The 19680-nt window shown below is 69.6% G+C and carries 17 protein-coding genes; 6 read left to right on the forward strand and 11 right to left on the reverse strand.

The window, feature by feature from the left end; genetic code table 11:
- Positions 1-211 precede the first annotated feature (211 nt).
- Together ACIOJD_RS30280 and ACIOJD_RS30285 are read left to right on the forward strand one after the other, a co-directional pair.
- Positions 212-1492, forward strand: coding sequence for an exo-beta-N-acetylmuramidase NamZ domain-containing protein (locus tag ACIOJD_RS30280; RefSeq protein WP_401919247.1), 1281 nt, complete (start codon positions 212-214; stop codon positions 1490-1492).
- A 308-nt stretch (positions 1493-1800) separates the two neighbouring features.
- Entirely contained in the window at positions 1801-3054 is a 1254-nt protein-coding gene (locus ACIOJD_RS30285) for an MFS transporter (RefSeq protein WP_401919402.1), read from the forward strand.
- Positions 3055-3110: 56 nt separating this feature from the next.
- Here the strand turns inward: ACIOJD_RS30285 and ACIOJD_RS30290 are convergent, their stop codons facing one another.
- On the reverse strand, positions 3111-4403 hold the full coding sequence (locus tag ACIOJD_RS30290; RefSeq protein ID WP_401919403.1) for a serine hydrolase domain-containing protein: 1293 nt from the start codon (positions 4401-4403) through the stop codon (positions 3111-3113).
- A gap of 275 nt (positions 4404-4678) precedes the next feature.
- Between ACIOJD_RS30290 and ACIOJD_RS30295 the strand changes: the two genes are divergently transcribed.
- The gene (locus tag ACIOJD_RS30295; RefSeq protein WP_401919248.1) at positions 4679-5212 is read left to right on the forward strand and encodes a GNAT family N-acetyltransferase; all 534 of its coding nucleotides are present in this window, start codon (positions 4679-4681) and stop codon (positions 5210-5212) included.
- 89 nt (positions 5213-5301) lie between these two features.
- On the opposite strand, the gene ACIOJD_RS30300 is transcribed toward ACIOJD_RS30295, so the two are convergent.
- From ACIOJD_RS30300 to ACIOJD_RS30315, 4 genes are all read right to left on the reverse strand, one after another.
- A complete protein-coding gene (locus ACIOJD_RS30300; protein WP_401919250.1) occupies positions 5302-5910 on the reverse strand; it encodes an HAD-IA family hydrolase in 609 nt (202 codons plus the stop codon).
- A gap of 264 nt (positions 5911-6174) precedes the next feature.
- Positions 6175-6384 (reverse strand): hypothetical protein, encoded by a 210-nt coding sequence (locus ACIOJD_RS30305; RefSeq protein WP_401919252.1) that lies wholly within the window; start codon positions 6382-6384, stop codon positions 6175-6177.
- Complete coding sequence (locus tag ACIOJD_RS30310) at positions 6381-6704, reverse strand: hypothetical protein (RefSeq protein WP_401919253.1); 324 nt, start codon at positions 6702-6704, stop codon at positions 6381-6383. Before ACIOJD_RS30310 ends, ACIOJD_RS30305 begins: the two co-directional genes overlap by 4 nt.
- A 93-nt stretch (positions 6705-6797) precedes the next feature.
- The gene (locus ACIOJD_RS30315) at positions 6798-8033 is read right to left on the reverse strand and encodes a helix-turn-helix domain-containing protein (protein WP_401919255.1); all 1236 of its coding nucleotides are present in this window, start codon (positions 8031-8033) and stop codon (positions 6798-6800) included.
- Between the two features lie 423 nt (positions 8034-8456).
- Between ACIOJD_RS30315 and ACIOJD_RS30320 the strand changes: the two genes are divergently transcribed.
- Together ACIOJD_RS30320 and ACIOJD_RS30325 are read left to right on the forward strand one after the other, a co-directional pair.
- Complete coding sequence (locus ACIOJD_RS30320) at positions 8457-9419, forward strand: phosphotransferase family protein (RefSeq protein ID WP_401919256.1); 963 nt, start codon at positions 8457-8459, stop codon at positions 9417-9419.
- A 671-nt stretch (positions 9420-10090) separates the two neighbouring features.
- The gene (locus ACIOJD_RS30325) at positions 10091-10294 is read left to right on the forward strand and encodes a hypothetical protein (RefSeq protein WP_401919257.1); all 204 of its coding nucleotides are present in this window, start codon (positions 10091-10093) and stop codon (positions 10292-10294) included.
- A 20-nt stretch (positions 10295-10314) separates the two neighbouring features.
- Here the strand turns inward: ACIOJD_RS30325 and ACIOJD_RS30330 are convergent, their stop codons facing one another.
- The 5 genes from ACIOJD_RS30330 to ACIOJD_RS30350 all read right to left on the reverse strand — a co-directional run bounded on the left by ACIOJD_RS30330 (position 10315) and on the right by ACIOJD_RS30350 (position 15938).
- A complete protein-coding gene (locus ACIOJD_RS30330) occupies positions 10315-11169 on the reverse strand; it encodes an ABC transporter permease (RefSeq protein WP_401919258.1) in 855 nt (284 codons plus the stop codon).
- Positions 11166-12272: an ATP-binding cassette domain-containing protein gene (locus ACIOJD_RS30335; RefSeq protein ID WP_401919260.1), complete on the reverse strand. Its 1107-nt coding sequence runs from the start codon at positions 12270-12272 to the stop codon at positions 11166-11168. The genes ACIOJD_RS30330 and ACIOJD_RS30335 overlap by 4 nt, the downstream gene beginning before the upstream one ends.
- 96 nt (positions 12273-12368) lie before the next feature.
- Positions 12369-12524 (reverse strand): VenA family class IV lanthipeptide, encoded by a 156-nt coding sequence (locus tag ACIOJD_RS30340; RefSeq protein WP_401919261.1) that lies wholly within the window; start codon positions 12522-12524, stop codon positions 12369-12371.
- Positions 12525-12569: 45 nt separating this feature from the next.
- On the reverse strand, positions 12570-15269 hold the full coding sequence (lanL, locus tag ACIOJD_RS30345; RefSeq protein ID WP_401919262.1) for a class IV lanthionine synthetase LanL: 2700 nt from the start codon (positions 15267-15269) through the stop codon (positions 12570-12572).
- A gap of 288 nt (positions 15270-15557) precedes the next feature.
- Positions 15558-15938 (reverse strand): winged helix-turn-helix transcriptional regulator, encoded by a 381-nt coding sequence (locus ACIOJD_RS30350; protein ID WP_401919263.1) that lies wholly within the window; start codon positions 15936-15938, stop codon positions 15558-15560.
- 140 nt (positions 15939-16078) lie between these two features.
- Between ACIOJD_RS30350 and ACIOJD_RS30355 the strand changes: the two genes are divergently transcribed.
- Positions 16079-16486, forward strand: coding sequence for a RidA family protein (locus ACIOJD_RS30355; protein WP_401919264.1), 408 nt, complete (start codon positions 16079-16081; stop codon positions 16484-16486).
- A 126-nt stretch (positions 16487-16612) separates the two neighbouring features.
- Here ACIOJD_RS30355 and ACIOJD_RS30360 read toward each other — a convergent pair whose 3' ends face one another.
- Complete coding sequence (locus ACIOJD_RS30360; RefSeq protein ID WP_401919265.1) at positions 16613-19465, reverse strand: penicillin acylase family protein; 2853 nt, start codon at positions 19463-19465, stop codon at positions 16613-16615.
- Positions 19466-19680: the final 215 nt, after the last annotated feature.

A 19680-nucleotide genomic window follows, 5' to 3' on the forward strand; every position in this document is an offset into this window, starting at 1 on the left:
CAGCGGTGGGATAGCCGAGCGCGCGGGCGCCGGACCACCGGGCCACGCCTCGTTCCGCGCGCCTGTTCGGAGCGCTAGCGTGCGTGGCCATGACAGTCGGCCCGAGGTGTGGAGGTGCCCGATGCGCGGAGGCGGCAAGGACGGCGGTAACAGCGGGGGCGGCGGAGGCAGTGGAGGCGACGGGGGCGGCAGACGTGACGAGGGTGGCGGGATGAGCCTGTCCAGACGGGGTTTGCTGGCCGCCGGTGGCGCGGTGGGGGCCGCGGGGGCGCTGGCCCCTGGGCCCTCCCTCAGCTCCACGCAATCGTCGGGAAAGGGGTCCGGCGCGGGGTCGGGCCGAGGCCGTGTCCGTACCGGCTTCGACCGGCTGGCCGCCGACGGCTACCGGCTGCTCGCCGGGCAGAAGGTCGGCGTGGTCACCAATCCGACCGGGATCACCGGGGACGCGCACCACATCGTGGACGTCATGCACGCCGACGACCGGGTGAATCCGACCGCCGTCTTCGGTCCGGAGCACGGCTTCAGGGGCACGGCCCAGGCCGGGGGCTCGGAGGGGCGTTACGACGATCCGGCCACCGGCCTGCCCGTCTACGACACGTACCTCAAGAGCGGGCAGCCGCTGGCGGACATCTTCACCGCGTCCGGCGTCGACACCGTCGTCTTCGACATCCAGGACGCGGGCGCCCGCTTCTACACGTACATCTGGACGCTGTACGACTGCATGGAGGCGGCGGCCGTCGCGGGCAAGCGATGCGTGGTGCTGGACCGGCCGAATCCGGTGAGCGGGCGGGCGGCTCTCGGGCCCGTTCTGCACCCGGAGTTCGCCACCTTCGTCGGACGCCGGCCCATCTCGCAGGCGCACGGCATGACCGTCGCCGAACTGGCGCGGCTGTTCAACGGCGAGTTCCTCACCGCGAAGCCCGTCCGGTTGGACGTGGTGACGATGTCCGGCTGGCGTCGCGGCGACTTCTTCGACGCGACGGGCCTGCCTTGGGTGCCGCCGAGCCCCAACATGCCCACGCCCGACACCGCGCTCGCGTACTCCGGCACCTGCCTCTTCGAGGGGACGAATCTGTCCGAAGGGCGCGGTACCACCCGCCCGTTCGAGCTGCTGGGCGCGGAGGGCATCGACCGGAAGTGGGCGCAGGCGGCCAACGCGGAGCGGCTGCCGGGCGTGCGCTTCCGCGAGGCGTACTTCGCGCCGACCTTCTCCAAGTTTCAGGGCAAGACGATCGGCGGGGTGCAACTGCACGTACACGACCGGGAGTTGTTCGATCCGGTACGCACCGGAATCGCGCTGCTGGTCACCGCGAAGAAGGTGTGGGGCGGATTCGCCTGGCGTTCCGACAACTGGATCGACAAGCTGACGGGTTCGAGCGCGGTCCGCACGATGATCGACGCGGGCGCGTCGACGGACGAGGTGGTGGACGCCTGGCGGGACGAACTCGCGGACTTCCGTTCCGTACGCCGGAGATATCTGCACTACCGGTGACGAGTGCCGCACCGGTCACGGGCACCGACGGTCACGGGCCGTCGACGTTCCGACGTGGACGTTTCCGCCCGCACTGCGGAATCCGGGGCCCGCGACCGGACGTCTCACCATCCGGGAGTACGTGTACTGCCCGTTGACCGCTCCGTACCTCGGCCGCCAGAGTGCCGGTCGTGATCGATGACACGACGCCCCCCGCGGACGCGACGAAGCGCGCGAAGAAAAGCCCCGGCCCCGCCGACGGCAGCCCGGCGGGACCGGGGGTCCACAGTCGGGCGGACGGCAGCCCGGGGGACAACACCCCGGAGAGCATGCGCCGGGTGGCGGTGGCCAGTTTCATCGGCACCGCCATCGAGTTCTACGATTTCTACATCTACGGCACGGCGGCGGCGCTGGTACTGAACGAGGCGTTCTTCCCGAACCTCTCCCCCATAAATGCCACCCTCGCCTCCTTCTCCACCTACGCGGTCGCCTTCGCCGCCCGGCCCATCGGCTCGGTCGTCTTCGGCCACTTCGGCGACCGCGTCGGCCGTAAATCCGTCCTCGTCGCCTCGCTGCTGCTGATGGGCCTGTCCACCGCCCTGGTGGGACTGCTGCCCGGCTACGGCAGTTGGGGCATCTGGGCACCCCTGCTGCTCGTCCTGCTGCGCTTCCTCCAGGGCATCGGCCTCGGCGGCGAGTGGGGCGGCGCGGCGCTCCTGGCCGTGGAACACGCGCCTCGGGGACGGCGCGGCCTGTACGCCGCGTTCCCCCAACTCGGCCCGTCCGTCGGCTTCTTCGCCGCCACCGGCATCTTCTGGCTGCTGTCCGCCTCCCTCGATGACGCGGCCTTCGCGAGCTGGGGCTGGCGCGTTCCGTTCCTGCTGTCGTTCCTGCTCGTCGCCGTCGGCCTGTTCGTACGGCTGAAGATCAGCGAGACGCCGGTCTTCGAGCGGGTGATGGCGCGGCAGGAGGCCAGCAAGGCCCCGACGCTCGACGTCGTCAGGCGTCATCCGCGCGAACTGCTGCTCGGCGCGGGCGGGATGATCGTCGCGTACGGACTGTTCTACACGGCCACGACGTACTGCCTGTCGTACGCGACCACCACTCTCGGCGTACCGCGGAACACCATGCTCGCACTGTCCCTGGTCGCCTGCCTCTTCCTCGCGGCGGGCACCTGGCTGGCCGCCACCCGCTCCGACGCGGGCGGCCGGCGCCGCCTGGTGCTGGTGGGCTGCGGGCTGGCGGGGGTCTGGGGCCTGATCCTGTTCCCGCTGCTCGACACCGGGCAGCCGGTGCTGATCGCCCTGGCGCTGGGCGGCGCGCTGTTCTGCATGGGCGTCGTGTACGGCCCGATGGGCGCGTATCTCCCGGAGCTGTTCGGCGCCCGGGTCCGCTACTCGGGCGCGTCCCTCGCGTACAACCTGGGCGGAGTCCTCGGCGGCGCGGTCTCCCCACTGATCGCGACGCGCCTCCAGTCGGGCTTCGGCTCGGCGTCGGTGGGCTGGTACGTCAGCGCGATGGCCGTGGTGTCGCTGCTGTGTGTACTGGCGCTGCCGGAGACCCGCGAGCGGGAGCTGGGGTGACGAGCGGCTGGAGCGCCGGAGAGGGGCTCCGGCGCTCCAGCGGTCCCCTCCAGGCTTCAGCGAGCCAGGGTGGCCGGCCGGCTGTCCGGAGCGATGTCGACGCCGGGCAGGCTGCCGGACGGATCGCCGGGCAGCGCCTTGCGGGCGTCCGCGCCGGCGCCGGGGCAGAGCGCCTCGACCATGTGGCCGTTGATGGCCGCGTCGATCGGACTCGGCTCCAACTGCCCTTCCTCATTGATCTTCTGATATTTCGTCAGGTTCCAGCCATAGGCCAGCTGGCGCTTGCCGTCGCGGCTGGACATCGCCATCGTCGCGGCGCCGAACACCGCCCCGTCATGGCCCCAGAAACGCCCGCAGGACAGGTCGAGCGAGTAGATACCGAGGCCGTACCCGACCCCGCCCGCCGGTACGGTGCGGAGCATCTCGGTGAGGGCGGACGAGCCGATGAGCTTCCCGCCCAGCAGGACGCGGTAGAAGCGGTTCAGATCGTCGGTGGTGGAGACGATCGAACCGGCCGTGCTCGCCCAGGACATGTTGTAGACGCCGTAGTCGCGGGGCGGGCCGCCCAGACCGTAGAAGGACTCGTACATCCGGGGGTGCGGGCCGGCGATGTACGGGGTGCGCGGGTACGAGGTGTGGCGCAGCCCGGCCCGGTCGATGACGTTGCGGGTGATGTAGGTCGCGGCGTCCCGGCCGGTGACCTCCTCCAGGATCAGCCCGGCGATCACGTAGTTGGTGTTGGAGTAGCTGAACTTCCCCTGCTCGGTGACCGGGGCCTTGAGGCCGATGCGTACCAGTTCCTCCGGGGGGATGGAGCGGAAGCGCTCCTCCTCCAGGCTGGTGGTGGAGTTCTGGGCCAGGGAGGGGAAGGCGCCGAGTATGTAGTCGCCGATACCACTGGTGTGGTTGAGGAGCATGCGTACGGTGACGGTCCGGCCGCGCTCTCCCGGGATGAGGTCCGGGAGGTAGTCGGCGACCGGCGCGTCGAGGTCGATCCGGCCCTGTTCCACCTGCTGGAGAAGGGCGACGGCGGTAAAGGTCTTGCTGACGCTGCCGACCCGGTGGCGCATGCCGGGCTTCATCGGGCGTCCCGTGTCCACATCGGCTTCCCCGGCGGCGCCGGTCCAGCGCTGGGAGCCCGCGCGGACGGATGAGTAGACGCCGTACATCCCCGCCTCGTCGATGGCGTCGAGTCCGGCGCGCAGGGCGGCCCGGTCCAGAGGCTCGGTTCTCGACGGGGCGGCTTCCGCGCCGGGCGCCCCCGGAGCGGCGGCGGTGGCGGCCGGCACAACGCTCGTCATCAGCAGTGTGGCCCCCACCGCCGCTCCGACGAGCCGGGCTGTTCGCATACGCATAGCTTCTCCCCCTCGGTGTCCCATCACGACAGGAACGATTCTTCCGGGTGACGGGCGAGCCCTGCGTCCTTCCCCCGGGGGACTGTTTGCTCCCCCTTTACTCATCCTGTGGTCCATGGCGCCTCGTCATCACGATTGATGTCCGGAGCGGTTCCCCTGAGATATGCCCGAGTGGTCCTCCGAGGCAGAGGTGAGCTTCGAGGGTGTCGGTGTCTCCACCCGAGGGACCTCATTTGGCCGGGAGCACGGCCACACCCCAGGATGGGGCCATGACCGAGATCCACACGCCCCGCCTCGTCCTGCGCCGCTGGACCGAGGACGACCTCGTCCCCATGGGAGAAATCAACGCGGACCCCGAGGTCATGCGCTGGATCGACGACGGCTCGGTCCTGACCCCGGACCAGACCGCGGAGGCCGTCGAACGGTGGGAGGAGGACTGGGACGAGGAAGGCTTCGGCCTCTTCGCCGTCGAACTCCTCGCCTCGGGAGAACTGGCCGGCTTCGCGGGCCTGTCCGTACCCGAGTACCTGCCGGAAGTACTGCCCGCCGTGGAGATCGGCTGGCGGCTCGGCCAGCCGTTCTGGGGCCAGGGCTACGCGTCGGAAGCGGCCCACGCCGCCCTGGAGTTCGCGCTCCAGGACCGTGGCATCGACCGCGTGATCAGCATCAGCCGACCGGGCAACGAGGCGTCGGAGAACGTGATGCGAAAGCTGGGCATGGTCCCCGAACGCGTCACCACCCACCCGGTGCACGGTTTCCCGCTGCACGTACACGCCATCGACCTCTCGGAGTTCGACGCGTGAGGTGACGCGGGTGGGGTCCTCCGGTGATGTGGCTGCCCTTGACGAGCAGCCACATCAACCGGTCCGCAGAGCTGACGCCAGACGCCGGTTCATCGTCGGCTGAGGAAGGTGTCCAACTGCTCTGCGGTCAGGACCGGGTCGTCGTGGTGAATGGTCGTGATTCCCAGCGCCTCCGCCGGAGGCAGGTTCTCCGCGGTGTCGTCCACGAAAACGCACTCCGGTCCCGACAGGCCGAGGGCATCCAAAGTCCGCTGGTAGATGAGCGGAGAGGGCTTTCTCACCTGCTCCAGCTCGGAAAGGATCACTACATCGAACCCTTGGTCCAGGCCGAGATCCCGGTAGGGGTTATAGGGCTCCAGGCCGAACGAGTTCGAGAGCATGGCCACCTTGATACCCGCCTCCCGCGCTCTCCGAGCCGCCTGGACGATGGCGGGTTCAGGGCTCAGGCAGGAGAGGGCCCGCCGCATCAGATCGGTGGGGTCGACACCCAGGATTCGCCCGATGACCTCGTTCCACTGCCGCTGAGTGGCCCTGCCGACCTCCAGGTCGGCGTACACCCGCACGCCGTCCGGGTGTTCTTGAAGCGCGCGGGAGTAAGCACCGGGTTCCAGCCCTTCCGCCTTCTCGAAGGTCGGCCCAGTGATCATTCGGGTCGTGAGGACTCCGCCGAAATCAAGGATCAGTCCGTTGTACTGCAAGGCGACTCCTGGAGTGACAGGCGTGCGGTCCGCCGGTGAAATGAGTTCTTGGAGCGTTCTTGCCCCGCCTCAAACAACAGCCCGGGTCTCAAACACTCACTCGGCGCCCGCTCACTCCCTCCCACTCCCTCTCGACCGCCACAGGGACGTTGTCATGCTGAGGGTGCCGACGGAGCAGGACGACACAGTCAGTGACCCTGGTCAAGTCGCCTGCCGATCGGGCCACTTGCTTCTCCGTCTCCAGCGCCGCACACCGTGAGCAACTCATTTCCAGTCCCCCGCCCGCCGGTGCGGGTGAGCCCGCAGCTCCCTGTTGCACTCCCGTACGCTCAGCGCGCCGATCGAACGCCGCGCCTGCTCGCGCTGTCTGACCAGTGCGGCGCAGACGTCGCATCCCTCAACCGGCGTCGGCTCCAGGTCGGGTCCCCACAGAGTCGGGGCCTGGGACTGGGGCTTGCCGACATCTCCGGTCATGCGATCCGCCGTAACCCGCACACGATCGCCTGAAGCGTCTCCCATGAAGGGGAGGCGTCGAACGCCGTGGGCCACCACGCGGGAGGGTTCTGCGGCATCCAACCGTCTCCGGTGTCGCCCATCGCGTCCGCAGCGGGCGCGGGACCCGCTCTCTCCAGCAGTTCGCAGTGATCCGGATACGTGTCCCATTCGCGTCCGCCGCCGAGAGAGCGTAACTGGACTCTGCCGCCGATACTTCCCATCACAACGCCGGTGCGCAGGGTGCGGGTGTCGCGGGCGACGGTGCCTCTCACAGGCTTGATCTGCTGATTGCTCGCCATGCGAAAACGCTATGCGGGCACGACGATTCGCCCCAGACATGCGTTGTGGCACTTCACCGAGGTGCCGTCAGGAAGTGCCACAACGCACAGTAGTCAGCCGGACACACCCAGGTGGGTGGCCATCTCTCGCATGTCCTGGGTCAACGTCCGCTTCCGGCGCGCCAGGATGTCGCTCATGATGTGGCCCGCCATCGGCTGGTGCTTGATCCACTCGGGGGCGGTACGACGGATGGTGTTCAGCTCCTGCATCGCGTCCTGATGGGATCCGAGCGTGACATGAGCCCGTGCGACATCAAGACGATGCCGGTCCCAGTTGATCGCACTCGGCCGACCGAACCTCTTCAACGCCTTGCTGCCTACGAGCCCCTCGTCGGCCCTCCGCAACACACCCCGGGCGTCTCCGACAAGGCAGAGGTCTTCGATCGCCTTCAACTCGGCTGTCACCGGCCCGAACGTGCCCCAGTGCTGGCGGAAGTCGGTGTGTTCCACATCCAGCGCGCTCGCCGCCGTGGCCACCATCCTGCGGGCCTCCTTGGCGACGTCGGGACGGTTGTTGCGCATGGCCGCGGAGGCGACGCGCTGGCAGAGCTCGCCCCAGACAGCGAGCTGGCCCGGACTGGCGTCGGACATGCGCGGCTCGACCTCGGCCGCTGTGACGGAGGACAGGCGCTCGACCTCGTCGAACCGGTCCTGGCGCAGAAGCAGCCACCCCATACCGACCACACCGGTGGCCGCCAGAAGAGTCTGTCCCGTCTCCCTGGCGTCCCTGATGCCCTGCGACAGGGCGTGATACGCCATGTCGTTGCGCCGGACCTGCGTCAAGTACTTGCCGGCCAGGAAGAAAGCACACGCACGCACTATGACCGCCCGCTGCCGCGATTCCCCCTCCTCGCTGACGCCGACGGTCGCCTCGGCGGCACGCAGAATGCCGGGAAGACGCTTCGCCACGGAGTCGTAGCGATCCGCGCGATACAGGCTCTGGGTCTCATCGATGGCGCGCTGGAGGTCGGCGAGATCGGTCGCCTGCTCCGGTTCCACGACGACTTCGGAGAGCCCGATGGGCGGCATGAGCGCCCGCCTCAGCTCCATGAGCTTGACGCTGTCCCCGTTGTTCTCACGAACAGGCTCGGGCGCCTCGGTGACGAAGAGACTCGACGTTGTGGTGCCGAGTGCTCTTGCCAGCATGTGCAGGGTCTCCACGCGGGCGCTTCCGCCCTGCTCGACCTTGCGGACGGCACCGACCGAGAGGCCCGCCGCTTCAGCGAGCTGTTCCTGGCTCATGCCCGTGCGGCGCCGATGATTTCGGACGTTCTCTTGCAGTGACGACATCGAATCACCTCATCGCCAGCGTAAGGCATTTGGGACACACAGAGGTCATCGCGTCACTGACCGTACCCGGGGGCGCGGGTGGGCCTCGCGGCCCTTACCTCGCCCCCGGCGGGGGACGTCGCCCGCCCCGAGCAGTCCGGTGGAGGGCAAGTTCAACCATCCGGCCGTTCATGACGTGGACGTGATGACATCGCGATGTCATGACCAATGACGTGTCATCCAGCCCTCGATGACATTCAGGTGAGGCCAAGTCGGCCTGCTGCCATACGATTTCGACTTTCTCGTCGAAAACGGCAAGGTGCTGCTCGTCCATCACGACCGCTTCGACAAATGGGTACCACCGGGCGTTCATCAGGCAGGTGGGTTGTCGGGATCAAGTTTGTCGGGTTGTTCGGAGCACCGTCCGGATGATGAGGTGGCACGGTGACCAACCACGGTGGAGCGGCGGCTGTTCGACCGTTGACGCTGGCCTGGGTGTGTCGGCACCTGGAGGCCGGCGAACGGGTCGTCGGCACCGAGGCGCTGCACGGTGGCATCACCGCCGAGATGCGGAGGCTGATCATCGGCACGCGGGACGGCGGCACCCGTGATCTGGTGCTGCGGAGCATTGTCGACCCGTTCTACGTGGGGCACGCCGAGGACTCGATGGGCAGGGAGCCGGGCGCCCTGACCCTGCTCGAGGGGACCGACGTGCCGGCTCCTCGGCTGGTCGCGGTTGATCCGACCGCCGCGCACTGCGAGTATCCGTCGCTCCTCATGACGCATCTTCCTGGCCGGACGGTCCTCGACAACGAGGGAGTGGAAACGCGCGTCCCACTGCTGGCACGCCAACTCGTGGCGATCCACGCGCTGCGACCCGCCGAGCGGCCCCCGACGTACGTGACGCTGACGACCGCCGACACCGCCGTCGTTCCGCAGGGCGCCGACGCGGCGGCATGGGCCGCGGCGATCGACGTGATCCGCAAGCCCGCGCCGCCCTACGAGGGGCGATTCCTGCACCGGGACTTCCAACCCGGCAACGTGCTGTTCGACGTGCCGCCTGCACACCCGGCACGGGCCCGGATCACCGGCGTCGTCGACTGGGCGGCGACCTCCTGGGGCCCGGCTGACCTCGATGTCGCACACTGCGCCACCAATCTCGCGCTACTGCACGGACCGGCGTGGGGTCTGCGGTTCGCTGAGGCGTACGAGGAGGCCGGCGGGACGCTGGCCGCGGCCCCGGACGAGCGGCTGTACTGGCAGGTGCGGGACGGGCTGGCCTGCTCGGAGGAAGTGCACCTGGTGTCGCGGCCGTGGCGCGAGGCGGGCAGGACGGAGCTGACGAGGCGAGCCGTGGAGGAGCGGCTGGATGCCTATGTCACCGCCCTGATGGACGCGCTGGGCTGAGCCCAGGCGGTCCGGGGCGCGACCCCGGCCTCACCGCTCACCGCTCACCGCTCACCGCTCAATCAAGTGGGGAATCGAGCAGACGCTGGGGAATTGGGCCAACGTTGTGCCGATCCCCAAGGCCGGAAGCGAGCTTCTCCGTGTCTGAACGATTACCGACGAGACGCCCGTCGGCGCGGGCTGGGGAGGCGGGTGACGTTCCCGGACACCTGCCGTCGCGTCGATCCGCCCGGACGCAGAGTTTCCCTCCGCCTGCGCGCGTACCCGTGCCCGGGTGCCGCGCCGCTCTCGTCCACGGCGTCGGCGTGCACGGTCCGGAACGGGGTTGAAGGTCCCGTAGCGGTTTCTCGCCCACGAGCAGAAGGAGTTGAGGCCAGCGCGATCGGTATCGAAGGACGTCGACCTGATCCGTTCTTCGTTGCGCAGATCGGTGAGGCGCCAGTCCTTGAACGCTTCGGCATCCCTCACCGTCGCGGCATCCCAGGAGCGGCCAAGGGCGTCCAGGAAGTCGAGCCATACGACCAGCGAGTACGCGTACCGCTTCCACGTCCCGGACTCGGAGGGCACCATCTTCCCTTGGCGGAAGAAGAGATTGATCCGAGGATCAGGCCGACCCGACGGCGAGAGGAACACCGGGGTGCCGTGCCGGGCTCCATGCGGGCGGCCCGTGCATGCAGATCTCCGAACCTCAGGACATCAGCGATCTCCAGCGGGCCCGCGATTCAGGCCGTGGAAGCGCAACTGGAGGAGGTCCACGGAGCGGCCTGGTCGGCCCGGAGGACATCGGTGGGCTCCAGACCTTCGAGCAGGTCCGCTCTCTGACACGGTTCGCACTGCTGAACCAGCCGGACACCGCCGAGCGCATCCAGCCGTAGGTACCACGGCTGCCGGCTCGTCATTCCGGGCGGCCGAAGCGGCGGGCCGCCCATAGGAGGGCCAATGTGCCACAGGTCAGGAGGAGGGCGGCTTCGAGGAGCAGGGGAGGCTGCCGGCCGGCCCATTCGATGCCGCCTACGGCTGCCTGGTCCGGTACCCGTAGGGCGATGCAGCGGCGCAGCAGGTCCACTCCGTAGGCGAGCGGATTGGCGTCGGCCAGTGTGCGGGCCCAGCCCGGCATGGACTCCAGCGGAAAGAAGGCACCGGAAAGGAACAGCAGCGGCATCATCACCAGGCCGAGCAGCATGTGGAACGTCTCCGCGCTGCGGAGGCCCACGGCCAGGGCCAGGGCCAGGGCGGTGATGGTGAAGGAGGCCAGGATGATGCCGGCGAGAAGCAGCCCCAGGAGCCGTGGGTCGTAGGGCAGGCCCACGGCACCGGCCAGGCCGAGCAGCACGGAGCCCTGGGTCGTGGCGACCAGAGTGCCGCCGACGCAGCTTCCCAGGAGCAGGGTCGAGCGGCTGACCGGGGCCATCAGGAGTTCTCGGAGGTAGCCGCTCTGCCGGTCGGCGATCAGGCGCATGCCGACGGTGATGGCCGGCATCTGCACCGTCATCATCAGCATCCCGGGGAAGAGGTAGGCCTGGTAGCCGACGCCCAGTGAGCTGCTGGGGATGAGGGCGGCCAGTCCGCCGCCCAGGACGAGGAGGTAGAGCACGGGGTGGAGCAGCATCAGTGCGGTGTGGGTGCGTTGACCGGCCAGGCGCAGCAGATCGCGGTGGACCAGGGCGTGCACCGCGCGTAGCTCGTGCCGCAGGCGGGGCGGCCGTTCGCTGCCGGAGGCGGCTGGGGTCCGGAGGGTGGGTGTGGTCATCGGCCGCCTCCGGCTTCCGCCGTGGTTTCGCACGGGGTCGGGTCGGCCGGTGTCCGGCCGGTTTCTGTGGCGTGGATGCTGCGGCCGGTGTGGCGGAAGAAGACATCGTCGAGTGTGGGTGGGGTCGCGGAAGCCGCGTGCACGGCGATGCCGTGGCCTTCCAGTGCCGCGCACAGGCGGGGAATCCAGGCGCTGCCGTCGGGCACTCGCAGACGGATCCCGTCGGTGTCCACGGTGATGGCGCGGTTCGACGGCGCGATCCGGCGCACGACCTGCTGTGCTGTCGCGTCGTCGCTGGTGTGCAGCGCCACCCGGTCATCTCCGATCGCGGCCTTGAGAGCGAGGGGCGTGCCTTGTGCCACCAGGCGGCCGCGGTCGATGATGGCGATTCGGTCGCAGTTCTCCGCCTCCTCCAGATAGTGGGTGGTGACGAAAAGCGTGCTGCCGTGCCGGTCGCGCAGGGTGCGCAAGTGCTCCCAGACCTGGGCGCGGGCGTGGGGGTCGAGTCCGGTGGTCGGCTCGTCCAGGAACAGCACCCGGGGGGTGTGCAGCATGCCGCGGGCGATCTCCAGGCGGCGCCGCATGCCGCCCGACAGGGTGCGAACCGGGCTGCGCCGCCGGTCGGTCAGACCGACCATGTCGAGTACCTCGGTCGCGCGCTCGCGGGCGTGACGGCGGCGCAGCCCATAGAGGCGTGCGTGGATGTGGAGGTTCTGGTCGGCTGTCAGGTCCGGGTCCAGGGCGCTGTGTTGGAAGAGCATGCCGATCTGCCGCCGTACCTCGTGGGGCTGGGCGAGGACGTCGGCGCCGGCCACTGTCGCGTGCCCGGCGGTGGGGCGGACCAGGGCGCACAGCATGGCGATAGTGGTGGACTTCCCGGCGCCGTTGGGGCCGAGAAAGGCGAAGGTCTCACCTTGTGGCACGTCCAGGTCCACGTCGCGTACGGCGTGGGTGGTACTGCCCTCCGGGCCCGGGTAGCTCTTGACCAGACCGCGGGCGCGGATGGCGTACACGGGCTGCGGAGGGTGGTGTGTGACGGGCGGGCCGGTAATGAGGGCCGCCCGGGTGCGGTGGTCATCACCGGCGTGTGGCTGCCGACTCACAGCGTGGACTCCTCGCTTGGCGGGTTGTCGCCTTGTCGCCTGAGATCCGGCCGGCGGCTGTCCGGAGCAGCCGTCGGCCGGGGTGGTGCCGGCGTCCTAGACGCAGCTGATACCGATGCAGATGGTGTTCAGCAGGGTCAGCAGACCGATGCACTGGCAGGTCGCGGCGAACGCCGCTCCGTCGATGCCGACAGGGTCGGTCTCAGGAAGGGCGTGGAGCCGGGCCAGCAGTTCGAGGTCCTGGTTTTCCATGGGCTTCTCCTTTTTCTGTGGGTTGGCGGCAGGGCTTCCTGCCGCTCAGACCGGCAGCTGGACCATCCAGTGCCGGGGGTCGGTGTGGCGGAGCCGCAGGAGGAAGGCGAGGATTCCGGCGGATCCGTCGCTCCAGCCGGTCGAGACGTCCCCGTACTCGTTGGGGAAGACCAGGTGGCCGTGGCGGTAGGCCCCTTCGGCGAGGATGAGGCGGGCCAGGTCCTCGGCCATGGCGCGGTACGTGGGCTCGCCCGTCGCGTCGGCCAAGTCGAGGAGGAAGTCGCCGTTGCCCGCCAGTCCGTGGCATTGGGTGAGGGCGGCGCGGGAGGCGCGTTCCGCGACGGCGTGCGCGCCGCGGCGGGCAAGGTCGCCGAACCTGTCGTCGCCGGTGACCTGCCACAGCCGGACGAGGAAGGTGCCGACGCCCGCGGCTCCGTGGCACCAGTACGGGGCCGTGGGCACGTCCGTGGCGTGGGCGGGCCAGTGGGCCGCCGCGCCGGTGAGCACGACGTTGGCCAGCAGGTGCTCGCCGGCCGCCGCGGCCAGTTCCATGTGCTCGGGGCGTTGCGAGACGGCCGCGGCGGCGAGGAGGAAGCAGCCGATGCCGGCCGTTCCGTGGGCGAAGCCGAGGTAGCGTTTGCCGGCCTCCTCGGAGACGGCTTCCGCGGGAACCGCCCAGCTCACTCCGGCCGGCTCGCGCTGTGCGGCGGCGGCCAGCCGGTCGGCGGCGTCCACGGCGAGTTCGGCGAAGCGCGGGTCGCCGGTACGGTGCCACAGATGGAGGGCGGCGAGTCCGCTGCCCGCGGTGCCGTGGGTGATGTCGTGGCTGGGCGTGGGCTGTTGCGGTGCCAGGGCCAGGGCCAGCGCGTGGTCGGTGAGTCGTCGGTCGCCGATGGCGCGTCCGGCGTCGTACAGGGCCCAGGCGGTCCCGCGGCCGCCGAAGTGCAGGCCGGGGCGTGGGAGTCGGGTGTCGGTGCTGCGTGCGATCCAGTGGCCCGCGGTGGAGATCAGCTCGGGCAGGCGGGGGTCGCCGGTGAGTTCGCGGTACCGCGTCAGTACGGCCAGGACACCGGCCGCACCCTGCTGCACGGTGCAGGGGTCGGTCTCCCCGGCCGTGGTGGACACGGGCCACAGCCGCCGGTCGTCCGCCGGGGTCATCGAGTCGATGAGGTGGTCGACGAGGGCGGCCACCGGATCGTGAGGGGCGTCGTCCCCCGCTGTGCGGGCGGCGGCGTCGCACACCGATTGCGCCGGGGCCGTGTGGGCGGCTTCGCCCACCGGTTGCGCCGGGGCCGGCTTCCGGAGGGCCTCGCGGGCCCTGGGCGGGTCCCAGCGCTCGGCGGGATCGTCCTTCATCAGCCCGAGGATCATCTCCGCCACACCGTCCGGCAGGGACAGCGGCCCGGCGCAGGCGGCCAGCCAGGTGGCGAGCCGCTGTTCCGCGGCTCGGGTGGCAGGCTCCTCGGACAGCAGGTTCGGCACCTTCCCGGCCAGGACGAAGCAGGCGGTGGCGCCCAGGCTGTAGTAGTCCGCCGTCGGAGATACGGGTGCGTCGACCAGGCGTTCGGGGGCGCTGAAGCAGGGGGTGCCCAGGCGGGTCGGCAGGGCGGGGTCGTCCTTCAGGACAGCGAGTTCCAGGTCGATCAGGCGCAGTTCGCCGTCCGGGCGGACCATGACGTTGCCGGGCGTGAAGTCCCGCAGGACGCAGCCGTGGGCGTGGGCCGCCTCGACCAGGTCCACCAGGCGTGCGACCAGGGCCAACGCGTCGGTGCGGTAGCGCTCGCCTCCGACGTCGCGAAAGTGTTCGGCGACCCAGGTGCGCAGGGGGACCCCGGGTACTTGGTCCTCGGCCAGGAACAGGTGCCCGCTGTGTTCGAACAGCGCCAGCAACTCCGGAGCCAGACCCAGGCCCTTGAGCTTCTCCAGCGTCCGGGCCTCGGCGCGCAGCCAGTCGCGTACGTCGCGGCCGGAGGCGTCGGTGTCCACATGCGGCCGGGCCTCCTTGATCACCACGGCGGTGCCCGTGCGGACGTCGGTACCCCGGTAGACGCCGCCCTTGTTCGTATGCCGGATCGCCTCCCGTACCGCGAACCGGCCGCCGAGCAGCACCGGGCCGCTCGCCTCGTCCGCCGTGCGCGGCGGCATGGGCCCCGCGGCGGGGAACGGGCAGACCGCCCAGGGCGGCGGGGAATACTGGCCGGTGCGCTTGTCCTCCACGGGGTTGCCGTCGGGATCCTCGATGAACCACACCAGCAGGCCCTCGTCCGACAGCCGGCGCCGGCCGACGAAGGAGCCGTAGCGGTAGTGCACCAGGCTGTCCGCGGTGTAGGGCCGGTCGGACAGGATCCTGGGGCCGGCCAGCCCCGCCGTGGCCCGGTGCAGCGCCTGGGCGAGCCGGGCCGCGTCGGCGTCGGACCGGGGGTAGACGGTGATGAACTTGCCTGAGCTTCCCCTGGGCGTGGCACGGGAGTTGAGTGCGCTCACCTGATCGAGCGACCTCGCGAACTTGAACGCCGACTCCTCCCGCAGCAGTACGTCCAGGGCCTTGGCCAGGACGGTCGGCGCGGAGGCGGCGGTTGCCGACAGGTGCAGCTTCCAGCCCTGTTCGCGCCGCGCCCCGGACCGGGGCGCGACACGGCACCACGTCTCGTCCGTGTCCGCCGTCCAGCGCGCGTCTGTTCCCGAAGCGTGCAGCGCCCGGTGGAGGAGGCCCTCCAGTCCGGCTTCGGTCGTGTGACTCGTCATTGTCTTTCCCTCCCAACGGCGAGAACCGCCGTCGGGGGAATGCCCATTGACGTAGGCATGCCAACACACGCCCGGCCGAGTTCACCCCATTCGGTAAGCGTGCGGTGTTGTTTCCCGCCCATAAAGCGCGCCCAGCGCGGAAAGAGGCGCGCGGTCGCCCGCGACGGCAGCGGCGTGACCTCGCGCCGTCCCCGCTCGTGGGCGGCACGGCGGGCGAGGAGCAGACGCACCGGGACGCCGCCGAAGGACCGTGGACCCTGTCGGCTGCGCGTGCGAGTGCTTCAGTCGTCAGGCGTCGAAGCGGTGGCGCGAGGCCTCGATGTGGCCGAAGTAGCGCTGGGTCCAGGCGCACATTCCGTCGACGGTCGCCCGCAGGGCTCGGCCCGCCTCGGTGAGGGTGTATTCGACGCGTGGCGGCACAGTGGGGTGCACTTTCCGCTCGACCAGGCCGTTGCGCTCCAGCATGCGCAGGTTCTGCGTGAGCATCTTGTGGCTGATGCCCTCGACCTTGTTCCGCAGTTCACTGAAGCGCAGGGTGCGCTCACCCAGGGATTCGATGATCAGGAACGCCCACTTGTTGGCGATCTCCGAGAAGATCTCCCGCGCCAGAGAGTCCGAGCGTGTCAGGTCCGCGTCGTCGGGTGAGTCTTTGATCTGCTTGGTCACCATAAGGTTCCCCAGTCACCGAAAAGTGCGTTCTTCCATGTCAGGGGAGACTCTCCTACGGTTTCCCAGTAACCACAAGAGACCACGAACGTCGTGGTTCGGTGGGAAGCGAGCCCATCGGGCTCTCGGAACGAGGAGTCGGCATGGCCATCACCCTGGCAAATCCCGAAGGACTGGCGGAGGTCGGCCTCTACCGGCAGGTGTCGGTCGCCACCGGATCGAAGCTGGTCTTCATCGCCGGGCAGGTCGCCTGGGACGCCGATGGGGTCACGGTCGGCGAGGGTGACCTCGCCGCCCAGGTCGAGCAGTGCTACCTCAACGTCGGCACGGCCCTGGCCGAGGCCGGTGCTTCCTTCGACGACGTGGCGAAACTGACCGTCTACCTCGTCGACTGGACCCCCGACAAGATGCCCCTGTTCATGGAGGGGGTGGCTCGGGCCTCCGCGAAGCTGGGCGTCACCCCGGCCCCGCCGCTCACCGGGGTGGGCGTCGCCGCGCTGGCCGGGCCCGACATCCTGGTCGAGGTCGAAGCCACCGCGATCATCGACTGAACAGGGGTTTCCGCCTGAGCGTGTTGATGACCCAGGGACTGTTGACCCAGGGACTGCACGGCGGTCTCGACCAGGGGGCCGGACCGCGTCCCTCGCGGCCCCGCCCCCGATCGATGCCTCAACGCGTCACCGGTGGCTCGGGAATTCCACCACCTGCTGGTAGGTCGGCCTGTTCTGCCAGCTGATCTTGGGGTGGTTGATACCGCCCAGCGCCCGCTGGATGATCGAGTCCGTGCACCACTGGTCCCCCGCCGCGCAGGTGTCGTCGGCCGGGTACACCTCGCTCGCGGGCACCGCCACCGCCGCCTTGAGTGTGGTGAGGAGCGTGTCCCGGCAGGCGCTCAGTACGCCGCCGCCGCAGTACGTGGTGGCCGTCGGGTCCTTCACCGGCTCGCCGAGCACCTGCCTGAGGTCCTTGTCGACATATCCCCACCAGCCGTACTGGAACGCGGAACCGCTGTGCGCACCCGTCGGGCCATGGCTCGACGCCGGGGACTCGTCGATCTGGAGCGAGGCGGTGAGGGCCGTGTAGAGAGCGTCGCCCAGGCCCGGCTTGAATTCCGCTTCGACCAGCCTCGACCACCAGGCGTCCATGATCCGTACGGCGGTGGCGTTGCCGTACGTGTGCGAGCCCTGCGCGGTCTCCTTGCGCTGCGCGCCGGCCGCACGCCAGGTTTCCAACTGCTGTACGGCAGTGTTCAGTTGCGGGTCGGTGACCGCCGCCGAGCGCACCACCTTCAGGAGTTCCGGCAGCACTTGTTCACCGCGCAGGTCGGTCAGGGCCGCGTCGGCCATCGCCTTGGCGAGGGTGGCGCGGGTGACTCCTCCGGCCGCGACCAGTTTCTGGACCCGGTCGTCCAGCAGGTCGCCGCGGTGCACCGCGCCGAAGCCGAAACCGGCCGCGTCGTAGTCCTTGGCCTGCCGGTTGTTCCAGGAGATGTAGTAGTCCTGCCCGACGGACTGCGGGTGCTGGGCGAAGGGCGTGTACGAGGCGGTGTTGGCCGCCGGGTCGAAGCCCTGCCATTCGTAGGCCCGTTCGGCCTTGACGGGCAGCGCCGGGTCGACGCTCGCCGCCCGCACCGGGTTCAGGCCGCTGTTGTAGTAGGCGGCGGTGCGGGAGTCCGCGTAGAACCAGTTGAAGGCGTAGCCGATGTTGGACGCGGCCCGCTGGAAGGACGCGGCGTCCGTCACGTACGCCGGGTCGTTGAGCATCTGGAAGCCGATGATCGAATCGGCTTCGTGACCGTAGGTGCTGCGCAGCGAGGTGTACGCGACGGGCTTGCCGCCGATGGCCGCGCGGTGGGTGACCATGCCGTACGCGGTACGCCAGACCTGGAGCCGGTAGGAGCCCACGGCGGTGGAGTCCGCGGTGGTGGGCTTCCAGGAGTTGCTGCGTTCCAGCTTCTCCATCGGCGTGCAGACGGAGCGGTAGAGGTAGTGCGTGGACGCCTTGGTCGGGGTGGAGCCGTCGGGCTCGCACAGGTCGACGGCGTAGGTGTCGGTGATGTCCTGTTGCGAGGATGTGGCGCTCCAGGCGTAGTCCTGGCCCCGGCCCATCTGGACGTACATCCCGACTCCGGCGAACGCGACGCCGCGCGCGCTGATGCCGGGGCCCTGGAGTTCCTGAAGCATCATCAGTTGTGGCGCGAAGTAGCCGGTTTGGGGTCCGAAGACGGCGACGGGGTTTCCGCTCGCGGTGTGCCGGCCCGAGACCAGCAGGGCGTTCGACATGCCGCGCTTGGCGGAGAGCGACCCCGCCGGGATCACACCGTTGTCGAAGATCCCCTGGGCGGGCTTGAGCTTGGCCGGGACGGTGATCCGGGCCTTGGTGTTGGTGCCCGCCGAGCCGGTCCTGTCGTACACGAGCGGCTCGGCCGCGACCGAGCCCGCGTCCGGCAGGGCCGTACCGCGCGGGTTCGCGGGCTTCTGCGCGTACGGGAAGCTGGTGCCGTCATGGATGGTGAGCACGGCCTCCGCGTCGTCGCGCTGGCGGAAGGACTCCCAGACCTCGGTGCCCTTGACGACGCCGTACTTCTGCTGTGCGGCCAGGAGCGAGAGGGCGGCCTGCACCTCGCCGCCGCCTCCGCCGCCGAACTGTCCGCCGACGACGGAGGCGATGGATATCAGGTCGGTGAGCTTGAAGGGCTGGATCTCACCGACGTTGGTGATCGAGTCGATCTTGCCGGTGAGGACGTACTCGCCGGGGAAGTAGCGTCCGTCCTTGGACTTCTGGCGGTAGGCGTTGATGCCGTCGATGTACGCCTGGGCGTCGGCCATGGCCAGTTCGCCGCGCTCTCCCTGGGTGGTCCTGATCCGTTCGATCTGGGCCTCGTACTCGGCTTCGGTGTACGGGGCCGAGGGCCAGAACTGCTGCTCCAGGCCCTGGTTGGCGAGCGCGCCGCCCGCGAAGGAGGTCAGTTCGCCACGGCCGATGTGCCGGAAGAGGTCCATCATCCAGAGCCGGTCCTGGCCCGCGGCGTAGCCGGCGCCGAACTCGGTGCCGTAACGGGTGGTGCCCTTGATGTGCGGGACGCCGGTCTTCTTGTCCCGGGTGATCGTGACGTCGTCGCGTGGGGAGGTGACGGACTCGACCTGGTCCGCGGCGACGCCGAAGGAGGAGTCGTTGAAGAAGTCGGTGAGCTTCGCGTTGGTGAGCCCGCCGTATCCCGCCACCAGGGAGTCGTACCGCCCGAGTTGATCGGAGGCGTGGGCGGGGAACGTCCCGAACAGGCGGTTGCCGAGGATGTCGGCGAGGGTGGCGTTGCCGTTCTCGCCGGGCGGCAGGATGTCGGCGCACTGGCTCTGGCAGTGATCGGTGACATCGGCGGAGACGGGGGCAGCGGCGGGTGCGCGTGCGGGGTCGGCGGCGGCTTGCGGCAGCGGGGTCAGCAGAGCCGCGCCCAGTGCGAACACCGCGGCGGCGGTGACGGTGACGGCGGTGGGGGCGAAGCGGTCGGGTCTTCCGGTGCGTCGTCGCATGGATGCTCCTCAGGGAGGGCGGTGCGCCGGAGGTTACCGATGGTATGACTCATCAGTAAGGTGAACATCAGTCACCTTTTCCGAATCGACATCGCGCACTTTCTGAGAATCACCTTCGAATCACGGTCGATATCCACCTGAATGCCCGACTCCTGGTCGCCATCTACTTTTTGATGGAGCCGAATGGGGCAGACGTACGTCCATTCCTCAACGCC

The sequence above is a fragment of the Streptomyces sp. NPDC088116 genome, assembly GCF_044741745.1.
Taxonomy (GTDB): Bacteria; Actinomycetota; Actinomycetes; order Streptomycetales; family Streptomycetaceae; genus Streptomyces.